The organism is Adlercreutzia mucosicola DSM 19490 (genome assembly GCF_000422625.1).
Classification (GTDB): domain Bacteria; phylum Actinomycetota; class Coriobacteriia; order Coriobacteriales; family Eggerthellaceae; genus Adlercreutzia; species Adlercreutzia mucosicola.
In genome coordinates this window covers 14,044-35,670 of record NZ_AUGK01000013.1, presented here as the reverse complement: position 1 = coordinate 35,670, position 21,627 = coordinate 14,044, and the positions used below count along the sequence as shown (strand labels likewise).

Here is a 21,627-nt window from a genome sequence, read left to right as displayed (position 1 = left end):
TGCACGCCCCCATTCGGGGCGAATTCGCTGCGGCCTCTTGCGGCCATCTGCCCTTTTGCCTTTCTCGTTTCGAAAAGTGAGGGAGAAGCGATAGATGCTGTGATATACTAGGCGTCATGTTTTCGATCCTGGTACATATTTCACCCGTTATGGCTGGTCAAAGCCTGATTATTAACGTCGGGGGGGGGTATCTCCCTGTAATTGCGCCGAGACGCTCGTCGCGACGGCTTTCCAGCGTGGCAAACTCTTAGGTTTCTTTTCGTTCTTACAACTGGATAGAGCGCTCTCGAGGCGTTGCGGTTTTACCGCAACGCCTCGCCGTGTTGCATTCCATGGTTTTTGCTCTGGCTGTGGATAGGTGGCCGCACTTTGCATCGAAGGCGCCAAGGGGCGACGCGAGCTCGTTATCTGAAAGGAGAAGGACCATGGGAATCTTTGACAACGTGACCTCTACGATCAATCGCAGCACTGCGGCGGCTGGGCGTGCAGCGGAGACAGTCAAGATCAAGGCGTGTATCAGCGAGGTGAACAAGCGACGGCAGCAGCTAGCGGCTCAGCTGGGCGCGTCGCTGTACGAGGAGACGCGCGACAACGGGCAGCTGCGCATCGGTCGAGAAGCGCTTTACGACGGTATCGCCGCCTGCGATGCGGAGCGTGCGGAACGCCAGAAGCAGTTGGCTGAAATCGAGGCACAGGCTGCTTTGCAGGCTGAAGCGGTGCGCACGTACGTGTGTCCCACCTGCGGCTCGACGGTAGGGGCGACGGATATGTTCTGCAGCGGTTGCGGTACATCGCGCGAAGTCATTCTCGCTCAGACGACCCCGGTTGTGGCGACCGTGCAAGCGACTGAGTTCTGCTCGTCGTGCGGAGCGCCCGTGAGGGAACGCGACGCGTTCTGCATGGCTTGCGGGGCGAAACGCGCGCCATTGGCCGACAAGGTTCCCGTGTCGACGGATGCCGAAGCCCCGGCGCCAACTGCTGAGAGTGAGAACGGCTCGGCCGGCGTATAGCCGCACCTGTGCTGGATTCGCGGCGAAACGAGAGACGGAAAGAAAGAAGGAGACGGATATGTTTTGTCCTCAATGCGGAAATCAACTTGATGATGGGGCTTCATTCTGCGGCAAATGCGGAGCGCAGCTTGGTGCGGCCGGCGCTGATCCCAAGCCGGTGGGCGCTCCTGCTCCTGTCGCAACTCCGGTGTCGCCGGCTGCGGTTGCCGCCGGTGCGGGAAGCGTTGCCGCCGGTGTTTTGAAAACCCATGGGAAGCTTATCGCCATCGGGGTGGTGGCGCTCGTGGTAGTCATCGCCGTTGTGGCCGGCGTGGTGTCGATGATGACCGGAGGCACCACGCTCGGCCAGACGACCGATACGATTCGCCGCGCCTTCGAGGCTCAGCAGCCCTATTTGGTCGAAGTGCCCTCGAGCGAGTATACCAACGATTCCCCCTACAGCGTGGAGTCCTTCGAGGTGACGGACATGAAGGTGCAGAACGACGATTGGCTGACGGCCCAGGTGAAAGCGGCGGTGGAAAACGACAGCTTCCGCGTGGATCTGGTTTACGGCTTGGACTACTATCCCTACCCCGACACGGCCTATCGCTCGCCCGATCAGACTGGTGAGTATGCGTTCTCCCTGATTTCAAGTTCAGTGACGCCGAAGAAGGGCATCGATAAAGACGAGGCCAACGGCGTGAGCGGTGAGGGGCTTGAGATCAACGAGGAGACGGGCACGTGCCAGACAACGGTGGATAAGACCTACCAGTTCTGGTTTGCCGATGCAGTGGTATCGAAGACCATCACCTATGCTGTGGGTGACAATGGCTGGTACATCGATGACGAGAACACGACGCGCAAGGTGACCTACAAGGACATGGACGGTGAGTACCGGGCCAAAACCGGCGACCTGACCAAGCTTGCCCAGTTCACCATCAGCGGCCTGAATGCCGAGACGGGCACGTTCACTATCACCTACAAGGTCAACGGTTGGACTGAGGAGGGCGGCTGGAGTAATCCCGACTCGTATAGCGAGGCTTCGGGCACTTTGACGGCAGCCATCGAGCCCTCCACGTCTGATTACAACGGACAGTCGGACGGCTACTCCTATTATTTCGAAGCGCAGGGCGACAGCGACCACGGCAGTCGTCAGGCGAGTTTGAGCGGTTATCTGGTCCAGACTGATGATGGATCGAAGGCCATCGAGATCGACTCCATGAGCATCGGACGGGATGAGACAAGCGGTTGGAATGGCGAAGTGTCATCTACCGTCTTCGATGGTACGGGAATCATCTACAAGCAATAGTTAGATCTCACCCGATAACATGCAGGAGGATAACCATGTTCTGCACACGCTGCGGAAAAGATATCAAAGAGGGAAACAGTTTCTGCGAGGGGTGCGGGGCGCCGGCCCCGTGCTCGGAGGCTGTCGAGAAGGCGACGGCTGGCACCGTGCCCCTTGCGCCGGTGCCCGTGGTTGATCCCACGGCCCCCATGCCTGCGGTGACTGCCGATGAGGGCGCTCGGGAGACGGCCGTTTCTGCGCCCCAAGATCGGGTCTCGACGGGTTCCACGGCGTTTTGCACGGGCTGCGGTGCGTCTCTCAAGGGCGATACGGCATTCTGCACCCGTTGCGGAAAGCCCGTTGGGGGAGCGCTGGCGGTACCGTCTCGGCAAGCAGTCGCTCCCGCGCCCATGGCGGGACACCCGAAGCAAGCGAGGCAATTTCGGCAGCCTGAGCAGGAGAAGTCGAACAAGGGGCTCATTATCGGCCTGATAGCTGCTGGAGTGGTTCTGCTGGCTGCTGCCGGCGTGGTACTGTTCCTGCTGCTGGGGCCGAGCGACGTGCCGAGCGAGCAAGTTGCAGCAGATGTTCCTGCAGCGGCGGACGCCAACCGGGATAAGTCGTCCGCTGGAGAAGGAGATGCCGAGGAGCCCCCTGCTCCCGAGGCTGATGATACCGAGTCCTCTGCACCGGAAAGCACCGGTGCAGAATCTGCGAGCAAGGAGGAGGCTGCTTCGGAGCCCGAGCCGGCCCCAGTCGAGGAGCCGGCGGCGTCAGAGTACATTCTGCCCGATAGCGACACTCACGCCTATACCACTTCGGAGCTCGGTGCACTATCGGATTGGGATCTTTTCGTGGCGCGCAATGAGATATTCGCTCGTCATGGCCGCGGCTTCCTCAACGAGGATCTGGCTCGGTATTTCAGCGAGAAAAGCTGGTACACCCAGCGCTACTCGCCTGAGGAGTTCGATGCGATGCCGTCGCCGCTCTCGGCGGTCGAGAAACAGAATACCGAAACGATGCTCGCTCTTGAGCAAAGTCGCGGATCGCAGTACTTGTAAAGATTTGGAGAGTGATCGCGGGCAGGGGAGGGTGCTCGTTGGTTACAAAAGCGTTGTAAGTGTTTTTGAAAGGAGAAGGAAGATGTTTTGCCCGAAATGCGGGACGGAAAACCCGGATGGAGCTCAGTTTTGCGCCTCGTGTGGAAATAGCGCAGGGGCGGCGATTATCGAGCGAGATGCTGCTCCGGCCGTATCGGCTCCGGGAACGACTCAGGTGGTCAACGTCCAGATGCAGGGTGTGGTTCAGAAGAACGGCCTCGGCACTGCGGGCTTCGTGCTTGCGCTGATCGGCGTGTTCACTTCTTGGGTACCCGCGCTGGGGTGGATCGTGTGGTTGCTGGGTGCCATCCTCTCCGTGGTCGGTATTTTCAGGGTGCCCCGAGGCTTGGCCATTGCGGGTACGGTCCTGTCCTTTATCGACCTGATCCTGCTTCTGGCCGTGGTCTCTGCTTGCTCTGCGGTAAGCGTTGGCGCCGCAAGCCTTATGGGCTAGCAGTTTCCAAGAATGACCGGGAGGAAAGGGGCGCCACGCCTCTTTCCTTCTTTGTTAGTTGAGGGATCCTGCGTGAGGGTGTTGTTCGATGGAGAGGATAGTGACGAGGGTGGAAGATCGAAACCGGCTGCGAATGACGGGCTTGCTGGCTTGGATGGCGGCTTTTGGCCTGATGGCAGTCTGTGCTGTAACGGGCTGCACGCGGGAAGCTGAGGAGCCGCCGATGATCCCCATTGAGGTGGAAGAGCCTCGCGACGTGCAGATTTTCGATCGACCGCAAGAGGAAGCCTCGCCTGCAGACGACAGCTCCCCCGACTTCTCCGGGGCTGGGGAGTCGGAGTCCTCGACGGAAGAGCCGAAAGCCGAGCCTGCGGCTCCCGATGCCGATGCGTTGCGCGCTCAACTTGCCTTAAGCGAAGATTACCGATCGAACTTCGTGCACGGCGAGAAGGGCTCCGAGCACCAGAAGTACATTGTGCTGCACGATACCGAGGGGGACTCCGATGCCAGTTCGGTTATCGATTGGTGGGATTCCAACGGGAACTACGTGGCCGCTCATTTTGTAGTGAACAAAGACGGCAGCATCGTGCAATGCGCACCGCTGGATGCCATCGTGCACCACGCGGGATATGGGGACACTGGTCATAACGCGCTGTACGGTGTGGAGGACGAGTCCCGCGATGACATGCGCGGTACGCAGCCCATAGGCGATTGGGCGGCCGATTACGGGATGAATTCCTATTCTGTCGGCATCGAGATGGTCCATGTGAGTGGCTCGGGAGATTATCCCGAGGCGCAGCTTGAGGCCCTCGACGGGCTCATCGCCTATATCGATGCCTACTATGGATTTGAGAGCCAAATCATCGATCACAAGGCCTGGCGCACGGGCAATTCCGACACGTCGCCGGAATTCGCCGGCTATCTGGCAAGCTACCAGGAGCGGCGCACGCACCGTTAGACTGCGGCAGCGTCCCGTTCCAAGGAGGAGAACATGGCGAACCCCTCTCATTCCGCTTTCGATTCGAGACGTCGACTCATCATCGCGCTGCTCGTCGTAACGATACTGGCGGCTGTTCTCATGGTGACCGCAGCGGTGCTTCTGTGGAAGAACGGTGGCGATGACGGCGTGGTTCTGAAAGATAACGTGGTCATTTACGAGGAGGGATCGTCGCCCTTCACCATTTTGGCCAGCGATGCCGACTCCGTGACCGTCTCGTCCCTCGACGGGTTGTCGGCCGATTCCGTCCTGGCCGCCGGTGTGACCGAGACTACGCCCTACGGGCTTTTGCGCAAGGCCGTTTCCTACGAGCCCGTGGAGGGCGGTTACCGCATCGTCACCGAGCAAGCGGCACTCACCGATGCCATCGCTGAGTGTGACGTGACTGTCACCATTGTGGTCGACGACGAGGGTAACTATGTGGTGCAGCAGAAAAGCGGTCGCCAGGAGATGCGGCTGATCGAGCAAGCGTTTGCCGATGAGGATGAAAATCTGCTGTTCAGCCAGCAAATGGGTCCTCTGGAGGTTAAGGGCAGCCAGAAGCTCGATATCTCGGTGCAAATTAATTGGGGGAAGATCACTTTTCGTCTTGTGGACACCGTCGGTTTGGAGGCAGCCCTGACGGATGCCTCTCTTGAAAAGGTACGGCTTTTCGAGAGAATCATGCGGCCGATAGTCTTCTCAATAGGCCCCGTTCCCGTTGTTATCGTCCCTTCCATTTCGGTTGAAGCGTCGTTTGATGGGTCTTTGACCGGTTTTGGCTTGAGCGTCGAGACTCAGTCGGGTTTGGAAGGTGAAGCGGCTGTATCATTGGATGAAGATGAGTCGGACGGGTGGGCTATGGAGATGTCTGCCAAGTTAGAAAAAAGCATCGGGTTCGAGTACTCGACAGATGAGGGCTTTTCGCCTGTGAACGAGGATCGCTCCGCGATGCCTCGCCTCCAATTCAACCCATTGGACGATAGCTTCGGCGCCAGCATTGGGGGAGAGGTGGACGCTTCTCTCAAGTTTCTGTTGTACGATTGTGCCGGCATTGAGGGATCGGCAGGGATTGCGGCAGAGATGGGCGCGAGCCTTCAGCGGCTTTCCCCGGATGAGGAGGCTGGTGGAGCTATCGAGCTGCCAGGGCTGTCGGGTAAGTATGGCGGCGATTATGATTTCAAGGTATACCTCCCCCTTAAGCTAAGCCTTGTAGCCGAGAACGATTCTGTGGCGAACCTGTTCGACGGCACTCATATGGAGGCGGGGCTTGAGATGACGCTGATCGATAGCGGAGATACGATAACGATCATCGACGATCACCGAAGCTTTCGCGGTGGAACTTTCGCGGCGGCTCCGCGCTACGCTACGTGCGAGGAGTTGTCTGAGGCCGTCGGCGGTATCTACCAGCAGATGTGGGAGGGCTATGGCGTTCCTTCTGCGCTCGTGGCCACGCGGACGGCTTCGCTCGAACTGTTTCCCCCTGAAGCGTTGGATATCATGATGGACGCAGCAGAGGTGGAAAGCATAGAGGCGTTAGGCGCGCTTTTGTCGGGGCTTTCCGTCGAGGATGGTGTTTCGTCCGAGGACGCGGCGGCACTCGAAGGGTTCACCCTTCTTTTCGACGCCTATCCCGGAGATGATTGCAGCGAAGAAGACCTGGCATCGTTGAATGAAGAACTGCACGAGTATGGTTTCAGCGGAACGGCTACGGCAATGAAGGAGATTGACGTCCAGATAACAGCGAAGCCCACGACGGCGGAGACGGCGGGGCAGGAACAGACTCAAACTATCGACAAGATAAGCGCGATGGAGGTGGACGGCGGATGGTATCTGTCGCCGGAGGCACAGCTGGCTGATGTCGTGGAAGGTGCCAGAGCGGTTGCCGCAACCGAGTTGAAGACGTTCACCACGGGGCGCCGCGATGGAGCGCCACGGTTGACGTTTGAGTATCCCGCTGAATGGAAGAGCAACTCGTCGGTATACGGCGCCGATGAGCCAAGTCCTCTGGGCTGTTGCAGTGAAATAGCGTGGGCGAGCGGAGGTCCGGTTGATGCTAGCGTGTGCCTCTACTACTTTGAGGACGAGCTGTTGCTGGCCGATGAGCAGGCTACGGTAGTCAAGATTCGCGATGCCTCGTTCGACCCTAGCGCCGTTGGATCCCAGGGCACAACAGATGGAGGTCCTTACATGGTGGCCGAGCTGGTTTTCAAGGATGAGGAGGGCGACATAGCGTCAACTCTCGTATTGCTCCCTTCTTCGTTTGTGGGCGAGCATCCGTTGAGCTATAAGCAGGGCGGATTCAACATGCCGTTCCGCTGCGCCGGGCAGACGGTGGACTTCAGCGCATCGGGTTCTGCGACGACGTTCGAAGATCGTCAGATGGTGTCGAGGATCCTGGGCAGTATGACGGTGGCGTCGTAGATGCTGTGGATCGGAGTGGGCAAAGGGTTTATGCTTGCTGTGGCGATCGGTCGAGGGCGGCATCTGATGGGTTATGCTGAAACCTAGTTGTTCCACCGAAAGGAAAGCGATGGCGAGCGAACAGATTTCCCGACCCTCATTGGAAGAGCGCGCGGCAGAGTGTGCCTACGAGCGCACGTTGTCGTGCACGGTGGCCTATGACGGGGCTCCGTTCGCGGGGTTCGCCAAGCAGCCGGGGCAGGCGACGGTGCAGGGCGAGCTGGAACACGCCTTAGAGCTGCTGTTCCGCCGGCCGGTGGACGTGGTGTGCGCGGGGCGCACCGATGCCGGGGTGCACGCTCGCGGCCAGGTAGTGTCCTTCGACGTAGACGCGGCTGAGCTGCGCGATCGCACCCTGTTCGCTCTGCGGCGCTCGCTGAACGCGCTCACGAACGACGGCATCGTGGTGCGTTCGGTGGACGAGCGGCCGCGGGGCTTCTCGGCGCGTTTCGACGCGGTGGAGCGCGAGTACCGCTACTTTCTCGCCACGGGCGAGGTGCCGCCGGTGTTCACCGACCGCACCGCCTGGTTCGTGGGGCCGTCCCTGGACGTGGCCGCTATGGAGGAGGGTGCCGCGCACCTCATTGGCGAGCACGACTTCAAGAGCTTCTGCATGGCCGCTTCGGCTGTGGGCAAGCCCACCTGCCGTCACGTGAGTGAGATTTCCCTGGCGTCCGAGACGATCATGGGCGAGCCGCACCAGGTGATCACCGTGCGGGGCAATGCCTTTTTGCACTCCATGGTACGCACTATCGTGGGCACGCTCGCCATGGTGGGCCGCGGCCAGCGCACCCCCGGCTGGGTGGCCGAGGTGCTGGCGGCCCGCGACCGCCAGGCCGCCGGCGAGAACGCCCCGGCCCGCGGTCTCGTGTTCTGGGAAGTGACGTACTAGCCCCGTGATATGATGGTGCCGCTGATAATTTGCGCGAATGCACAAAGAAGGGGATTGCCATGGAGAACACAGGGAAGTTGGCGCCGCTGGGCTTTGGGTTCATGCGGTTGCCGCTGACGGATGAGAACGATCCGATGGCCATCGACATCGAGCGATGCTGCGAGCTGGTGGACCGGTTCATGGGGGCCGGTTTCACGTACTTCGATTCCGCTCGCGGCTACCACAATGGGAAATCGGAATGGGCGCTGAGGAAGGCGCTGGTGGAACGCTATCCCCGTGACTCCTTCCAGATCGCCACGAAGCTGCCCGCGTGGCTCGCCCAGAACGCCGATCACGCTCGGGCCATGTTCGACAAGTCGCTGCGCGAGTGCGGGGTCGATTACTTCGACTACTACCTGCTGCACAACTTGGGCGAGTCGCTCACGCCTCCCTTCGAGGAGTACGGTCTGTGGGAGTTCTGCGCCCAGAAGAAGGCCGAGGGCAAGATCCGCAACTTCGGGTTCTCCATCCACGATAACGCCGAGGAGCTGGGACACGTGCTTGATGCGCATCCCGAGGTGGATTTCGTGCAGCTGCAGGTCAACTACGTGGACTGGGAGAGCCCCATCATCCAGTCGCGGAAGTGCTACGAGGTGTGTCGGGAACGCGGCCTGCCCGTGGTCATCATGGAGCCGGTAAAGGGCGGCACCCTCGTGAAGCTGCCCGATCCGGTGGCCGACATTCTGCGCACGGCCGAACCCGGCGCTCCGCTCGCCTCCTGGGCCCTGCGCTTCGCCGGCTCGCTGCCGGGCGTGATCGCGGTGCTCTCGGGCATGAACACGCCGGAGATGGTGGCCGAGAACGCGGCCATCATGCGCGACGGCGTGCCGCTTGCGGCGGGGGAGTACGAGGTGATCGAGGCGGCCCGCGAGGCGCTCGCGGCCCTGCCCGGCGTGCCCTGTACCGACTGCCGCTACTGCATGAAGGGCTGTCCGGAAGGGGTGCACATCAACACCATCATGCAGTCGCTCAACATCTACGACCAGATGGGCGACGCCTACCGCGCCCAGGAGAACTATAACTGGAACACCGGCGCCGGCAAGGCGAGTGCGTGCATCCAGTGCGGCGCCTGCGAGAGCGTGTGCCCCCAGCACATCGCCATCGTAAGCGAGCTTGAGCGCGCTGCCGAGCTGTTTGAGTAGCGGCTTGCGGGCGGCGATCTTGCCGACTGTCGCTTCTCTTGCCGGTGATTCTTCGCAGGGACAGCTTTCGGGGCCGCCCGCTGCCCATGGCTGACGGGCGCTCTGAAGGCTGGGTCCCTGCGAAGGGGAGCTCGCGGTTGACGGGCGGCCTGAAGGCCGTCCCTGCGGTGCGGGGGCCGGCGATCGGCGGGCGATGGCTCGCTCTGTGCTTCCAGCCAGGGTTCTCCGCTGCTCCTTTCCCCAGAAAAGTGGGGGATTTTCGACGGTTTCACGCTATAATCGCACAGTTTCGACGGGCGGCTGCACCGTACGCGATGCAGCCGCCCGTTCCTGGTATTGGGTAGAGGCGCTGGGGAGCGCCTTGGAAATGGGAAAGGAAACCTATGGCAGGGAATATGGAAAAGCGCGCCTCTTGGTCGGGCAAGTGGGCGTTCATTTTGGCTGCGGCCGCATCGGCGGTGGGCCTGGGGAACATGTGGCGCTTCCCCTATCTGGCGGCGAAGTACGGTGGCGGCACCTTCCTTCTGACCTATGTGGTGCTGGTGTTCACCTTCGGCGTGTCGCTGTTGCTGTTGGAGACGGCGCTGGGTCGCAAGACCGGTCAGTCTGCCATCGGCGCGTTCAAGAGCTTTGGCAAGAAGTACGCCTTCATCGGCATCCTCGCTTCGGCGGTGCCCTTCATCATCACGCCGTACTACTGCATCATCGGCGGCTGGGTGACGAAGTACGCGGCTGCCTATGTGGTAAACGGCCCTGCGGCTTTGGCCGACGGCGGTGATTTCTTCAGCGGATTTATCACTTCCAATGTGGAGAGCTATATCTGGATGCTCCTGTTCATGGCACTCGCGTTCATCATCGTGGGCCTGGGCGTGAAGGGCGGCATCGAGAAGGCCAACCTGGTTATGATGCCCGCGCTGATCATCATGGCCATCGGCATCGCCATCTACACGCTGACCATGCCCGGTGCCGTGGGGGGCGCGCTGTACTATCTGACTCCTGACTTCAGCAAGTTCTCGCCCGAGCTGGTCATTAGCGCCCTCGGTCAGATGTTCTACAGCTTGTCGCTGGCCATGGGCATCATGATTACCTACGGTTCCTACATGCGCAAGAAGGACAGCCTCACCTCCTCGGTGGTGCGCGTCGGCGGTTTCGATTTGGGCGTGTCGTTCTTGGCCGGCCTGCTGATCGTGTCCGCGGCTTTCGTGGCCATGGGCTCTGGCGACGCGGTGGCCGAGAAGGCCGGTCCCTCGCTCATGTTCATCACGCTGCCCACCGTGTTCGAGGACATGGGCGCTATGGCGACCATCATCGGCTTCCTCTTCTTCGTGCTGGTGCTGTTCGCCGCGTTGACCAGCGCTATCTCGCTGGTGGAGACCCTGGTGTCCATCGTGCAGGACGGTATGAAGTGCACCCGCGGCCGCGCGCTCGGCATCGTGATCGCCTTCGTGGTGGTGGCCGGCGCCATCATTAACGCGGGCTACAACGGGCTGTCGTTCATCGAGCCTCTGGGCGCCGGCACGTCCATGCTGGATTTTGCCGACTTCATCTCCAACTCGGTGCTCATGCCCATTGTGGCGCTTTTGACCTGCGTGTTCGTCGGTTGGATCGTGAAGCCCAAGACGGTTATCGACGAGGTGCGCATCTCGAGCAAGTTCACCGCGGCCGGTGCCTGGACGATTATGATCAAGTACATCGCCCCGGTGCTCGTGACCATCATCCTGGTGGCCTACGTGGCCGCGCAGTTCGGTTTCTTTGCGATGTAACGTCGCAGACCCGTTCGAATTCCATGGCGAAGGGCGTCCCCTGTGGGCGCTCTTCGCTGTTTTGCGGTAGGATAGTCACCTGTTGAAACACTCGTTAGATCGAAGGATTTTCATGGCTCTCTCAATCGGTATCGTGGGGCTGCCCAATGTGGGCAAGTCCACGCTGTTCACGGCGCTGACCAACAAGGGCGGCCTGGCTGCCAACTACCCGTTCGCTACCATCGAGCCCAACGTCGGCATCGTGCCGGTGCCCGACGAGCGCTTGGACGCGCTGGCCGAGATCGACCATCCGGCGAAGATCGTGCCTGCGACGGTGGAGTTCGTAGACATCGCCGGGCTCGTGGCCGGGGCGAGCCAGGGCGAGGGCCTGGGCAACCAGTTCCTCGCGAACATCCGGGAGACCGATGCCATCGCCGAGGTGGTGCGCTTCTTCGGCGACCCGGATGTGACCCATGTGGCCGGCAAGGTGGACCCGCTCTCCGATGTGGATACCATCAAGACCGAGCTCATCCTGGCCGACATCGCCACCCTGGAGAAGGCCATTCCCCGCCTGGAGAAGGAGGCCAAGCGCGATAAGGCCGGCGTGGCGAAGCTGGAGACGGCGCGCAAGGTGCTCGAGGGCCTGAACGAGGGCCATCGCGCCCGCACCCTGGGGCTTTCCGATGACGAGCAGGCGGCTATCTACGAGCTGCATTTGCTGACCATGAAGCCGATGCTGTATATCGCGAACGTGGACGAGGGCGCCGTGGATGTGGAGCTGCCCGAGATCGACGGCTGCACGCCCGTGCCCATTTCCGCAAAGGTTGAGGCCGACATCGCCGAGCTGTCCGAGATGGACCCGGCCGAGGCCAAGGAGTATATGGAGGCTCTGGGGCTTGCCGAGAGCGGCCTGGCCCGCCTCATCCGCGAGGCCTACGCGCTTTTGGGTCTGCAGAGCTACTTCACGAGCGGCGTGACCGAGACGCGCGCCTGGACCATCCCCGTGGGCGCGAAGGCCCCCCAGGCGGCCGGCGTCATCCACACCGACTTCGAGCGCGGCTTCATCAAGGCCGAGACGGCCAGCTTCGAGGACTATGTGGCCTTGGGCGGCGAGAAGGGCTGCCGCGATGCGGGCAAGCTGCGCCAGGAAGGCAAGGACTACGTCGTCCGCGACGGCGACGTCATGCACTTCAAGTTCAACGTGTAGCGTCGGCGAGAATTGTCATGCGCGAACTCCTCGGGGAATACCGTCGTCAGCGCCGCCTGGGGCTTGAGGGCAATATCTACCACAAGACGCAGGTTGAGCTGGCCTACAACTCCAATCACATCGAGGGTTCGCGCCTGACCGAGGAGCAAACGCGCCAGATCTTCGAGACGCGCACGGTGGATGGTCCTGCGCGCGTGCAAGATGTGCAGGATGCCACGAACCACTTCCGCCTTTTCGATGCCATGCTGAAAACGGCAGATGACCCGTTGACGGTGGAGTTACTGCTAGAGTTCCATCGCATGCTCGAGGGGGGAACCGACCAGGCGGCTTCCGATCCCATTTTCGCGCCGGGCGTGTTCAAAACGCTCCCCAACGAAGTTGGCGGCGTAATTACGGTCCTGCCCGAGGATGCTCCCGAGCGGCTTGCCGCGTTGATCGCGACCTATGAGGCGGGTCCTCGGCGGTTCGAGGACATCGCTGACTTCCACTATCGCTTCGAGCGCATTCACCCCTTCCAGGACGGCAACGGTCGCATCGGCCGCATGGTCATGTTCCGCGAATGCCTGCGCAGCGATGTGACGCCCTTTATCGTGGGCGATGCCATGAAGCAGTTCTACTATCGGGGGCTTGCCAACTATGAGGACGAGCCCGGCTGGTTGCTGGATACGTGCCGCAGCTTCCAAGACGATTTCGTCGCCCGTTTTCTGCCCTTGGTGCCGCATATCGGGGCTTAACTAGGTGGCGCTGTTCGTGTACCCGTAAACAGAAAGGGCACCTCATTGAGGTGCCCTTCGTCTTGCCAGCGGACGGCGCTACTCGAAGCGGCTGATGAAGTTCTCGACGGCCTCCATGGACTCGATGGGGTGGGTGACGCAGGACATGTGGGGCGCGCCAGCGATAAGGACCCACTCGCAGCCGGGGATGCAGTCGACGCCCTCCTTGATGACGAGCGGCGTGCCCTCGTCGTCGGTGCCCGACAGGGCCATGCACGGCACCTTGATGTCACGCACGCCCTCGCGTACGTCCCAATCGCGCATCTTACCCGTGACGACGAACTCGCTGGCGCCCTGCATGACGCCGTAGCATTCGCCCGTGCCCTCCACCTCGTCGATGAGGTACTGCGGGTAGTCGCGTTCGTACAGGCCGGTCACGTGGCGCTTGTAGTACTCGTCGTAGGCCGCCTTGGCCGCAGGCGTCTCGTAGTCGCCGGTGCGCTCGGCCTCGGCGATGGCCGCCTGCATTTCGGCCGGCATGTACTTGATCAGGCGATTTGCCTCTTCCAGCCAGGTGGCGATGCGCACCGGCGACGAGTTGATCACAAACGAGTTCACGCCTGCATCGTCCTTCATCATGCACAGCATGCCCAGCATGCCGCCCCAGGAGTTGCCGAACAGGTGGATGTCGTCAAGCCCCAGGGCCTCGCGCACGGCGTAGAACTCGTTCACCCACAGATCGTAATGGTAGAAGCTGTCATCTTGATGGGGGATGTTCGATTTGCCGCAGCCGATCTGGTCGTAGAACACGATCTGGCGCCCGTAGCGGTCGGCCATCTCGGCGTAGGGCAGCAAGTAGTTGTGGGTGGCACCGGGGCCGCCGTGCAACATGAGCAGCGTCTTCTTCCCGGGCTGGTTCTCGCCGACGATCTTGCAGTAAGTTTTGAACCCCTGGTAGTCGATGTAGGTCTCGCGAATTTCCGCCATGGTGCTCCCTTTCCTCGCGCGGGCTTTACCCGTCCATTGTACGCCCGAACCATTGCGCCCCCGCGGCGACTTCGCGTATTTTGCGCCCGAGGGGGGCGCGCTTCTTGTAGAATGGGGCCGCTAGAGAGGAACGCGCGAAACGGAAGGGGCGCACTATGGCGGATTTCAGCGAGCGGACGGCCGAGCGTCGGCCGAGTCGGGACGAGGCGCGCGAGGAACGGCGTCGCGAGGCGGTGCGACATACGGGGCTCATGCGGGCCGCATTCGCTGCGGAAACGGCCGAGACTCTCGAGGGCGCCCGCATCTACGAGGAAGGAGAGGGCCGCGCCCTGCCGCTGCCCGAGCCGATGGCTGAGGCGACGGAAACCCGGGTGGTGACGTCGTTCGCTCCCGAGGCGCTGTACCACCACGGTGCGGGGAAGTGCGTCGTGGTGGATCCGGCGGCCTTCACGCGCCCGGGCGGCGCCTACGAGGACGGTGCCTTCGGGCCCGAGCAGATCCTGTGCGCTGAGAGCAACCTGTATCCGGTGCTGCAGGGTATTGCCGATGAGTACCACCGCAAGAACAGGGACTACCGTCGTGGCTCGCTGTTTACCGATCGGGCGGCCTACTTGCCGGCGGTGCTGTTCTCCCGCGGGGGCGACGTGCGCCGCGCCGACGTGATTGCGCTGCCCGAGCCCGTGCGCGGTTATGCGCTGGAAAATCATCGCTCTGAGCGCGAGTGCGACAAGGCGCTGGCCGACCGCATCGAGACCATCCTGCGCATTGCGGCGGCGAACGGGGCGGAGACCCTGGTCGTGGGCGCTTTCGGCTGTGGTCGCAACGGCTACGAGCCGGCCCAGGTCATCGAGTTGTTCCGTGTCTGGATCGCCGAGCATCCCGGCTCCATCTCCCGCATCGTGTTCGCGGTGCCGCGCCTGCATGCCGACGCGTTCCGTGCCGTCTTCGGCGCCGCTGAGCCTGAGCGCCCCGTTGCGGCACCGGTCGCGGCCGAGGACGACAGTTGCGGCGAGGACGAGGATTGGCGCGACGTGGAGCTGCCCGAGGGCATCACGCTGCGTTAGGGAATGTGCTGTCCTGGTCGGGCCTTCGCAGGGGCGGGTTTCAGCCTGCCCCTGCGATGGGGGTCGTGCCGGGTGGCGACCGACGAGGGCAGCCCGAAGGTCGTCCCTGCGGCACCTTGCGAGAGGCGGTCGCGTGGTGATCGGTGTGAGGTGGATGTGTGAGAGTAAAGGCGTGTGGTGGACGTGACGAAGATCGACGGGCTTGAAGAAGGGGCGCAGCGGGATGTTTCCGACTTCGAGTCCCGCGTGGCCGAGGATGCCGAGGATGTGGGCCCGGGCCAGCACCTCTTCGGCGAGCCGCTGGAGATGTACCTGCTGCGGGAGCCGAAGTTGGCCGTGGCCTTCTCGGGCGGCTGCGATTCGTCGCTTCTGCTGGCGGCGGCGAAGTTGGCGGGCTGCGAGGTGCATGCTTACCTGGTGAAGACCGCCTTCCAGCCGGCCTTCGAGCTGGCCGACGCCCGGGCTGTCGCCGACGCCTTGGATGTTCCCCTCACGGTGGTGGAGGCCGACGTGCTCGCCGATGGGGCTATCTGCGCGAACCCGCCCGACCGCTGCTATCGCTGCAAGCGCTTCATCTTCCAGGAGGTGCGCGCCGCTGCGGCGGCCGACGGCTTCACGGTGATCGTGGACGGCACCAACGCCTCCGATGACCCTGCGCGTCGCCCCGGTTTCAAGGCCCTGGCCGAGGCGGGGGTGGTCTCTCCCCTGCGCCGCGCCGGCATGACCAAGGCCAACGTGCGCCATGTATTGGCCGGCTTGGAGGAGCGCTTCGGCCTGGCCCCCGGCGCCCTCATGGCCGCCAAGCCGAGCTTTCCGTGCCTGGCGGTGTACGTGTCCGAGGGGGAGCCCATTACCGAGGCTTCCTTGGCCGAGGCAGCTCGGGCCCGGGGGCTGTAGGGCGCCTGGGACTCCTTCCCTCTGCGAAGGCTGTAGCTTGGGGCGGCGGCTTTGTGCCTAGGAGTCTCGGTCGGCGAAGGGGTCGGAAAATGCGCCGGATCTCGAGTTATGAGCGTCTCGGGGGTTCGCTCGTCCCCCATTCGATAGGCTTACCGCTTTCTGCAATACCCTGATCGGGCGTTTTGTCGACTGTCTTCCAAACTGCCGTGCGGTGTGGTGAAGTGAGACGCTCATAACTCTAGATTTGACACAAGAACTGCCCTGCTCAATTGCTAAATCTTCGCACTCGCTGGGGCGGCGCGCTTCGCGGCCCCGCTTTTTGCTATCATAGGGCGGTTGACTTACGGAAATCGAGAAGGAGCGCTCAGCCATGACGCAGCATCTTTCCGAGGCTGATGTGCGGGGCATTGCCGAGTACACCCGCATCGGTCTTACGGCGGAGGAGGTCGTCGCCATGACGGCCGACCTGAACGCCATCATCGACAGCCTCGCGCCCATCACCGAGTTCGACTTGGATGGCGTGGAGCCCACGTTCCATCCTATCGGCGATCTGTCGAACGTCATGCGCGACGACGCGGTGCGTGGCAGCTTCACCCAGGCCGTGGCCTTGGAGAACGCCCCGAAGCAGGAGAGCGGCAGCTTCCTCATCCCGTCCATTCTGGGCGAGGGGGGTGACCGCTAATGGTAACGCCGTTCGGAAGCATGTCCATCGGCGAGCTCCAGGCGGGGCTCACCGCCAAGGAGTTCTCCGCCGCCGAGGTGGCCCGCGGTACCTTCGAGCGCATCGAGGCCGCCGACGGGGTAGTGCACTCCTTCCTGGAGACCACCGAGGCGCTGGCCCTGGATGCCGCTGCCCGCATCGACGGGGCCATCGCCGAGGGGCGCCTGGCCGAGATGGGGCCTCTGGCCGGCGTGCCTGTGGGCTACAAGGACAACCTGAACCTGACGGGCACCCATACCACCTGCGCCTCGAACATGCTGCGCGACTACGTGTCGCCCTACACCGCCACTTGCGTGGAGCGCACCCTGCGGGCCGGGGCGCTGCCCATCGGCAAGCTGAACATGGACGAGTTCGCCTTCGGCGGCTCCACTGAGACCTCCGCCTTCGGGCCCACGCGCAACCCGTGGGATACCGAGCGCGTGCCCGGCGGCTCCTCGGGCGGCAGCGCCGCGGCCGTGGCGGCGGGCCTCGTACCCGTGTCCCTCGGCTCCGATACCGGCGGCTCCATCCGCCAGCCCGGCTCCTTCTGCGGCCTGGTGGCCGTGAAGCCCACCTACGGCGTGGTCTCGCGCTACGGCGTGGTGGCCTTCGGCAGCTCGCTGGACCAGGTGGGCCCCTTCGCCCGCTCGGTGGAAGACGCGGCTCTTGTTCTGAACGCCATCGCCGGTCGCGACGCGTTGGACTGCACGAGCCAGCCGAGCGACGTGGACTTCACGGCGAACCTCGCCGAGGGGGTGCGCGGAATGAAGGTCGGTGTCGTGCCCGCGTTCTTGGAGGCCGCCGGCTTGGCCCCCGAGGTGAGGGCCAAGACCCAGGAGGCCGCCCTCGCCCTGGAGAAGATGGGCGCCGAGCTCGTGGAGGTGGAGCTGCCCCATGCCCAGGCGGCCATGAGTGCCTACTACGTGCTGGGTCCCTGCGAGGCCTTCAGCAACCTGGCCCGCTTCGACTCGGTGCGCTACGGCTACTGCGATCCGGGCCACAAAGACCTGGGCAGCCAGTACGAGGCCAGCCGCGCCCGCGGCTTCGGACCCGAGGCGCGCCGCCGCATCATGCTCGGCAGCTACCTTTTGTCGGCTGGCGTGTACGACACGTACTACTACCCGGCTCAGCAGGTGCGCACCCTCATCACCCGCGACTTTGCCGTCGCCTACGAGTCGGTGGACTGCATCCTCGCGCCGGTGGCCCCGCGCACGGCCTTCAAGCTCGGCGAGATCGGTGATCCCACCGAGATGTATTTGGGCGACATGTTCACCATCTCCATCAACATCGCCGGCAACGGCGGCATGTCCGTGCCCGTGGGCCTGGGCGCCGACACGGGCCTGCCCGTGGGCGTGCAGCTCATCGCGCCGCCCTTCAAGGACGCGAACATGTTTCGCGCCGCAGCGGCCCTGGAGACCGTCTACGGCCCGGCGCCCGTGGCCCCCGACTACGCCGACGGAAAGGTGGGTGCGTAAATGAAAACGCTGGAAGAGGTATTTGAGACCTGGGAGGCCGTCATCGGCCTGGAAATTCACGCCGAGCTGACCACCCTGGAGACGAAGATGTTCTGCGGCTGCAAGCTGGAGTTCGGCGCGGCCCCCAACACCCACACCTGCCCGGTGTGCCTGGGGCTGCCCGGGGCGCTTCCCGTGCCCAACCGCGCCGCCATCGAGTCCATCGTGCTGGCGGGTTTGGCCACCAACTGCGACATCGAGAAGCACTCGATGTTCTACCGCAAGAACTACATGTACCCTGATATGGCGAAGAACTTCCAAACCACCCAGGGCCCCATCGCCTTCTGCATGCGCGGTCACTTGGATCTGGATGTGGACGGCCGCGGGGCTGCCGAGCGCTACCGCCTGGACGCCCTTGCGCCCGGTGAGCGCGACGGCAACATCACGCGCACCGAGGACGGGTACGTGGCCCATGTGGGCATCACCCGCATCCACATGGAGGAGGACGCCGGCAAGATGGTGCACCTCGGCGGCGGGGAGGGCCGCATCGCCGGGGCCACGCACTCGCTGGTAGACTACAACCGCGCCGGCACGCCCTTGATCGAGTTGGTGACCGAGCCCGACCTGCGCACGCCCGAGGAGGCGCGCCTGTTCATGCAGAAGCTGCGCCAGATTTACCTGGCCATCGGTATCTCCGACTGCTCCATGGAGGAGGGCAGCCTCCGCTGCGACGGCAACGTGTCCCTGCGCCGTCGCGGCACCACTGCTTTCGGCACCAAGACCGAGCTGAAGAACATGAACTCCTTCAAGAACCTCCACGACGGCTTGGCCTATGAGATCTGCCGTCAGGCCGAGGTGCTGGAAGAGGGGGGCGTCATCTACCAGGAGACGCGTCACTGGGACCCGTCCGCCAAGCGCACCATCGTCATGCGCGTGAAGGAGACCGCCGACGACTACCGCCTGTTCCCCGAGCCCGACTTGGCGCCCTATGATCTCACCGACGAGTTCATCGAAGGGGTGCGGGCCAAGCTGCCCGAGCTGCCCGACCAGAAGGCGGCCCGCTATGCCGCTGACTTCGGGCTCACCTCCTACGATGCTCGCCACCTGGTGGAACACCGCGCTACCGCAGACTTCTTTGACGAGTGCATGGCGCTGGCTGCCGCCGAGGCCGACGGCGGCGCGTTCGCCAAGCCGCTTGCGAACCTCATCATCAACGATGTGACGGCGTGGCTGAACGCCCACGAGGGCGAGGCGCTGGCCGCAACACCGCTCTCGGCCGCCCGCGCGGTGGCTCTCGTGAAGCTGACGGTCGCCGATGTCATCTCCTCCAAGCAGGCCAAGGAGGTGTTCGCCGCCATCATGGACGAGGACGCCGACCCTGAGGCCATTGTGGAGGCCCGCGGTATGAAGCAGGTGTCCGATACCGACGCCATCGAAGCGGTGGTGGACGAGGTGATCGCCGCCAACCCCGACGAAGTGGCCCGTTACCGCGACGGCAACGACAAGCTCATCGGCTTTTTCGTGGGCCAGTGCATGAAGGCCATGCGCGGCCAGGGCAACCCCAAGATCATCAACGAGCTTCTGGCGAAGAAGCTGGGGTAGGGAAGCGAAGTCGTCAGTTTTGCCTTGCGTCGCGAAGGGCCGTCCTGAAAGGGGCGGCTCTTCGTTTAGAAGGGGGCCTCTCTTTTCAAATTGGTACTATTTTCCTCTTGAAATCGTTATCTCAAAACTCTATAATGAAACAAATGTTCTTACAGTTTCACGAGAGGTGAAACTGAGGCTGGGGAGCCCCTAACCCGAAAACGGGGACAGCTGCCGAGGAGAAAGGGGCTGTCATGACCAGCCGCATTACCATATCCAACAACTTCATGTTCGGGCGCGTGCTCTGCCGCGAGGATATTTGCCGGGGCTTCTTGGAGCGCGTGCTCGGTACCGAAGTGGGTTCCATCTCCTATCTCAACCGGGAGCAGGTGCTCCAGCCCGCCGTGGCATCCCGCGGGGTGCGGCTCGATGTGTACGCTGAGACGGCCTTGGGCGTCATCGATGTGGAGATGCAGGCCAATCCCCATGCCGATTTGGGGCGTCGTTTGCGCTACTATCAGGCGAGCATCGATTCCGGGCTGCTCGACCAGGGTTCATCGTGGAGGGATTTGCGCGACAGCTACATCATCTTTGCCTGCGATTTCGACTGGCCCGGCGCAGGCCTTCCCGTGTACACCTTCGACCGTCTCTGCCGGGAGAATCCGGCCCTTGCGGCCCAAACCGGCTCCACGTGGGTGGTGCTGAACGCACGGGCCGCCGCTGCCGCGCCCAATGAGGGGCTACGTAATCTGCTAGAATATATTCAAAGGGGCTCGGTGGCGCCAGATGACAAGCTCGTGAGCGCCATGGATGCCGCAGTTTCCACGGCCAATGAGGATAGAGAGTGGGTGGCCTCCGTGATGACCGTAAGAGATTTGCTGGAAGAGGCCCGCGCTGATGCCATCGCCGAAGGCTTGGCAGAAGGCCGTGCCGAGGGCATTGCCGAGGGCCGTGAGGAAGGCCTGGCGGAGGGCCGCGCCGAGGGTCGCGCCGAGGGCCGCGCTGAGGGCCGCGCTGAGGGTCGCGCCGAGGGCCGCGCTGAGGGCGTTGCCAGGATGGCTGCTCTTGCGGCCAAGCTGGCAGAAGATGGCCGCGCTGAAGACGCCCTTTCCGTTATGGCTGACCCCGTGGCGGTTGAGAATCTTCTTAGAGAATACGGATTGTAGGGTTCTATCTGCAAGAAAATCCACGTCCCGCGGGGAGCGCGGCCTTGCGGGGAGGGGTCGGGTTAGGCTGCTCGTTAGCGGCGATGTGCCTGTCGTCGACAGGCCGAAGGCGATGCAGTCAGCGCCATAGCTTGCGCCTTCTGTCGTAAAGATGCGGCCAGCTGCAAACGCGTCGACCTCAATGTGCGGCTCGGGAGTTGGCGATCGACCTGGCAAAAGCTGAGCGCCGCGTCCGCGACCGGCAACGATCGGTTGCCGGTTTCGGTGTTTGGCTGTGACGGGTTCGTGACAGGGGTGGCGCTCGGGCGCCCCTGCGCGGAGACAATGGTAGAATCCCAACCAAAAGTTGTAGGGTCAACATTTACGAAGGGATTTCCCATGGGCATCTTCAAGGACGAGAACGGGCGCAGCTACGGTGACTGGACGCGTCGCGGCCAGGGGCGCACGAGCGAGCACGCCAACGAGATCGTAACGACCGGCGACGAGAAGAAGTGGTACGAGCAGACCTTCTGGATCATCTTCTTCCTCGTGATCTTCTGGCCTGTGGGGCTCGTGCTGATGTGGCGCGGCTCCTGCACCTGGCATACGGCGGTGAAGGTGATCGTGACCATTGTGCTTCTTGGTGTCGTGGTGCTGTCCTACCAGATGTCCCAGGCGGTCTTGGCCGCGCAAGGGACGCTCAGCTAAGGGGCGCCGCTGGATCGCCGACGGCTCCGACGTCCCTATACCGCCGCGTTTCACCAGGTGAAAGCCTGCCATCGACCTTCGCGATG

At 62.9% G+C, this 21,627-nt stretch carries 19 protein-coding genes and 1 pseudogene; 19 read left to right on the top strand and 1 reads right to left on the bottom strand.

What is annotated here, in order from left to right; all coding sequences use genetic code 11:
• The first annotated feature begins 425 nt into the window (after positions 1 to 425).
• The 12 genes and pseudogenes from G503_RS14450 (at position 426) to G503_RS14435 (ending at position 13,026) form a co-directional block, all read left to right on the top strand.
• A complete protein-coding gene (locus tag G503_RS14450) occupies positions 426 to 1,010 on the top strand; it encodes a zinc ribbon domain-containing protein (RefSeq protein WP_084636444.1) in 585 nt (194 codons plus the stop codon).
• A 58-nt stretch (positions 1,011 to 1,068) separates the two neighbouring features.
• A complete protein-coding gene (locus G503_RS0108385; protein WP_084636443.1) occupies positions 1,069 to 2,298 on the top strand; it encodes a zinc ribbon domain-containing protein in 1,230 nt (409 codons plus the stop codon).
• 35 nt (positions 2,299 to 2,333) lie between these two features.
• Positions 2,334 to 2,396, top strand: a pseudogene (locus G503_RS16955) (zinc-ribbon domain-containing protein); the annotation flags it as partial.
• Between the two features lie 291 nt (positions 2,397 to 2,687).
• Positions 2,688 to 3,338, top strand: a complete 651-nt coding sequence (locus tag G503_RS16765) for a YARHG domain-containing protein (protein WP_235715529.1) — start codon at positions 2,688 to 2,690, stop codon at positions 3,336 to 3,338.
• Positions 3,339 to 3,420: 82 nt separating this feature from the next.
• Positions 3,421 to 3,831, top strand: coding sequence for a zinc ribbon domain-containing protein (locus G503_RS16025; RefSeq protein WP_169628157.1), 411 nt, complete (start codon positions 3,421 to 3,423; stop codon positions 3,829 to 3,831).
• A gap of 223 nt (positions 3,832 to 4,054) precedes the next feature.
• Complete coding sequence (locus G503_RS14440) at positions 4,055 to 4,789, top strand: N-acetylmuramoyl-L-alanine amidase (RefSeq protein ID WP_235715528.1); 735 nt, start codon at positions 4,055 to 4,057, stop codon at positions 4,787 to 4,789.
• 33 nt (positions 4,790 to 4,822) lie between these two features.
• Complete coding sequence (locus G503_RS0108365) at positions 4,823 to 7,231, top strand: hypothetical protein (protein ID WP_028027225.1); 2,409 nt, start codon at positions 4,823 to 4,825, stop codon at positions 7,229 to 7,231.
• 109 nt (positions 7,232 to 7,340) lie between these two features.
• The gene (truA, locus tag G503_RS0108360) at positions 7,341 to 8,162 is read left to right on the top strand and encodes a tRNA pseudouridine(38-40) synthase TruA (RefSeq protein ID WP_084636437.1); all 822 of its coding nucleotides are present in this window, start codon (positions 7,341 to 7,343) and stop codon (positions 8,160 to 8,162) included.
• Positions 8,163 to 8,221: 59 nt separating this feature from the next.
• Complete coding sequence (locus G503_RS0108355) at positions 8,222 to 9,343, top strand: aldo/keto reductase (RefSeq protein WP_028027223.1); 1,122 nt, start codon at positions 8,222 to 8,224, stop codon at positions 9,341 to 9,343.
• Between the two features lie 383 nt (positions 9,344 to 9,726).
• Complete coding sequence (locus G503_RS0108350) at positions 9,727 to 11,106, top strand: sodium-dependent transporter (protein ID WP_028027222.1); 1,380 nt, start codon at positions 9,727 to 9,729, stop codon at positions 11,104 to 11,106.
• A 112-nt stretch (positions 11,107 to 11,218) separates the two neighbouring features.
• Complete coding sequence (ychF, locus tag G503_RS0108345) at positions 11,219 to 12,292, top strand: redox-regulated ATPase YchF (RefSeq protein WP_028027221.1); 1,074 nt, start codon at positions 11,219 to 11,221, stop codon at positions 12,290 to 12,292.
• 17 nt (positions 12,293 to 12,309) lie between these two features.
• The gene (locus G503_RS14435) at positions 12,310 to 13,026 is read left to right on the top strand and encodes a Fic family protein (RefSeq protein ID WP_035022506.1); all 717 of its coding nucleotides are present in this window, start codon (positions 12,310 to 12,312) and stop codon (positions 13,024 to 13,026) included.
• Positions 13,027 to 13,104: 78 nt separating this feature from the next.
• Here G503_RS14435 and G503_RS0108335 read toward each other — a convergent pair whose 3' ends face one another.
• Positions 13,105 to 13,992 (bottom strand): proline iminopeptidase-family hydrolase, encoded by an 888-nt coding sequence (locus tag G503_RS0108335; protein ID WP_028027220.1) that lies wholly within the window; start codon positions 13,990 to 13,992, stop codon positions 13,105 to 13,107.
• Positions 13,993 to 14,147: 155 nt separating this feature from the next.
• On the opposite strand from G503_RS0108335, the gene G503_RS0108330 reads away from it, so the two are divergent.
• From G503_RS0108330 to G503_RS0108300, 7 genes are all read left to right on the top strand, one after another.
• Positions 14,148 to 15,056: a TIGR02452 family protein gene (locus G503_RS0108330; protein WP_051191067.1), complete on the top strand. Its 909-nt coding sequence runs from the start codon at positions 14,148 to 14,150 to the stop codon at positions 15,054 to 15,056.
• Positions 15,057 to 15,233: 177 nt separating this feature from the next.
• Positions 15,234 to 15,953 carry a 7-cyano-7-deazaguanine synthase gene (locus G503_RS0108325; RefSeq protein WP_235715527.1) on the top strand — a complete coding sequence of 240 codons (720 nt, stop codon included), beginning with the start codon at positions 15,234 to 15,236 and terminating at the stop codon, positions 15,951 to 15,953.
• A 370-nt stretch (positions 15,954 to 16,323) separates the two neighbouring features.
• Positions 16,324 to 16,635, top strand: coding sequence for an Asp-tRNA(Asn)/Glu-tRNA(Gln) amidotransferase subunit GatC (gatC, locus tag G503_RS0108320; protein ID WP_028027217.1), 312 nt, complete (start codon positions 16,324 to 16,326; stop codon positions 16,633 to 16,635).
• On the top strand, positions 16,635 to 18,128 hold the full coding sequence (gatA, locus tag G503_RS0108315; RefSeq protein ID WP_035022503.1) for an Asp-tRNA(Asn)/Glu-tRNA(Gln) amidotransferase subunit GatA: 1,494 nt from the start codon (positions 16,635 to 16,637) through the stop codon (positions 18,126 to 18,128). The genes gatC and gatA overlap by 1 nt, the downstream gene beginning before the upstream one ends.
• Positions 18,129 to 19,709 (top strand): Asp-tRNA(Asn)/Glu-tRNA(Gln) amidotransferase subunit GatB, encoded by a 1,581-nt coding sequence (gatB, locus tag G503_RS0108310; protein ID WP_028027215.1) that lies wholly within the window; start codon positions 18,129 to 18,131, stop codon positions 19,707 to 19,709.
• A 233-nt stretch (positions 19,710 to 19,942) separates the two neighbouring features.
• Positions 19,943 to 20,854: an Rpn family recombination-promoting nuclease/putative transposase gene (locus G503_RS15665; protein WP_051191066.1), complete on the top strand. Its 912-nt coding sequence runs from the start codon at positions 19,943 to 19,945 to the stop codon at positions 20,852 to 20,854.
• 378 nt (positions 20,855 to 21,232) lie between these two features.
• Complete coding sequence (locus G503_RS0108300; protein WP_035022501.1) at positions 21,233 to 21,541, top strand: hypothetical protein; 309 nt, start codon at positions 21,233 to 21,235, stop codon at positions 21,539 to 21,541.
• Positions 21,542 to 21,627 lie beyond the last annotated feature (86 nt).

What these genes read in the sequence shown, in the direction of transcription:
- G503_RS14450 (WP_084636444.1), top strand. Translation starts at nt 426, where the DNA reads ATGGGAATCTTTGACAACGTGACCTCTACGATCAATCGCAGCACTGCG.
- G503_RS0108385 (WP_084636443.1), top strand. Translation starts at nt 1,069, where the DNA reads ATGTTTTGTCCTCAATGCGGAAATCAACTTGATGATGGGGCTTCATTC.
- G503_RS16765 (WP_235715529.1), top strand. Translation starts at nt 2,688, where the DNA reads ATGGCGGGACACCCGAAGCAAGCGAGGCAATTTCGGCAGCCTGAGCAG.
- G503_RS16025 (WP_169628157.1), top strand. Translation starts at nt 3,421, where the DNA reads ATGTTTTGCCCGAAATGCGGGACGGAAAACCCGGATGGAGCTCAGTTT.
- G503_RS14440 (WP_235715528.1), top strand. Translation starts at nt 4,055, where the DNA reads ATGATCCCCATTGAGGTGGAAGAGCCTCGCGACGTGCAGATTTTCGAT.
- G503_RS0108365 (WP_028027225.1), top strand. Translation starts at nt 4,823, where the DNA reads ATGGCGAACCCCTCTCATTCCGCTTTCGATTCGAGACGTCGACTCATC.
- truA (WP_084636437.1), top strand. Translation starts at nt 7,341, where the DNA reads ATGGCGAGCGAACAGATTTCCCGACCCTCATTGGAAGAGCGCGCGGCA.
- G503_RS0108355 (WP_028027223.1), top strand. Translation starts at nt 8,222, where the DNA reads ATGGAGAACACAGGGAAGTTGGCGCCGCTGGGCTTTGGGTTCATGCGG.
- G503_RS0108350 (WP_028027222.1), top strand. Translation starts at nt 9,727, where the DNA reads ATGGCAGGGAATATGGAAAAGCGCGCCTCTTGGTCGGGCAAGTGGGCG.
- ychF (WP_028027221.1), top strand. Translation starts at nt 11,219, where the DNA reads ATGGCTCTCTCAATCGGTATCGTGGGGCTGCCCAATGTGGGCAAGTCC.
- G503_RS14435 (WP_035022506.1), top strand. Translation starts at nt 12,310, where the DNA reads ATGCGCGAACTCCTCGGGGAATACCGTCGTCAGCGCCGCCTGGGGCTT.
- G503_RS0108335 (WP_028027220.1), bottom strand. Translation starts at nt 13,992, where the DNA reads ATGGCGGAAATTCGCGAGACCTACATCGACTACCAGGGGTTCAAAACT.
- G503_RS0108330 (WP_051191067.1), top strand. Translation starts at nt 14,148, where the DNA reads ATGGCGGATTTCAGCGAGCGGACGGCCGAGCGTCGGCCGAGTCGGGAC.
- gatC (WP_028027217.1), top strand. Translation starts at nt 16,324, where the DNA reads ATGACGCAGCATCTTTCCGAGGCTGATGTGCGGGGCATTGCCGAGTAC.
- gatA (WP_035022503.1), top strand. Translation starts at nt 16,635, where the DNA reads ATGGTAACGCCGTTCGGAAGCATGTCCATCGGCGAGCTCCAGGCGGGG.
- gatB (WP_028027215.1), top strand. Translation starts at nt 18,129, where the DNA reads ATGAAAACGCTGGAAGAGGTATTTGAGACCTGGGAGGCCGTCATCGGC.
- G503_RS15665 (WP_051191066.1), top strand. Translation starts at nt 19,943, where the DNA reads ATGACCAGCCGCATTACCATATCCAACAACTTCATGTTCGGGCGCGTG.
- G503_RS0108300 (WP_035022501.1), top strand. Translation starts at nt 21,233, where the DNA reads ATGGGCATCTTCAAGGACGAGAACGGGCGCAGCTACGGTGACTGGACG.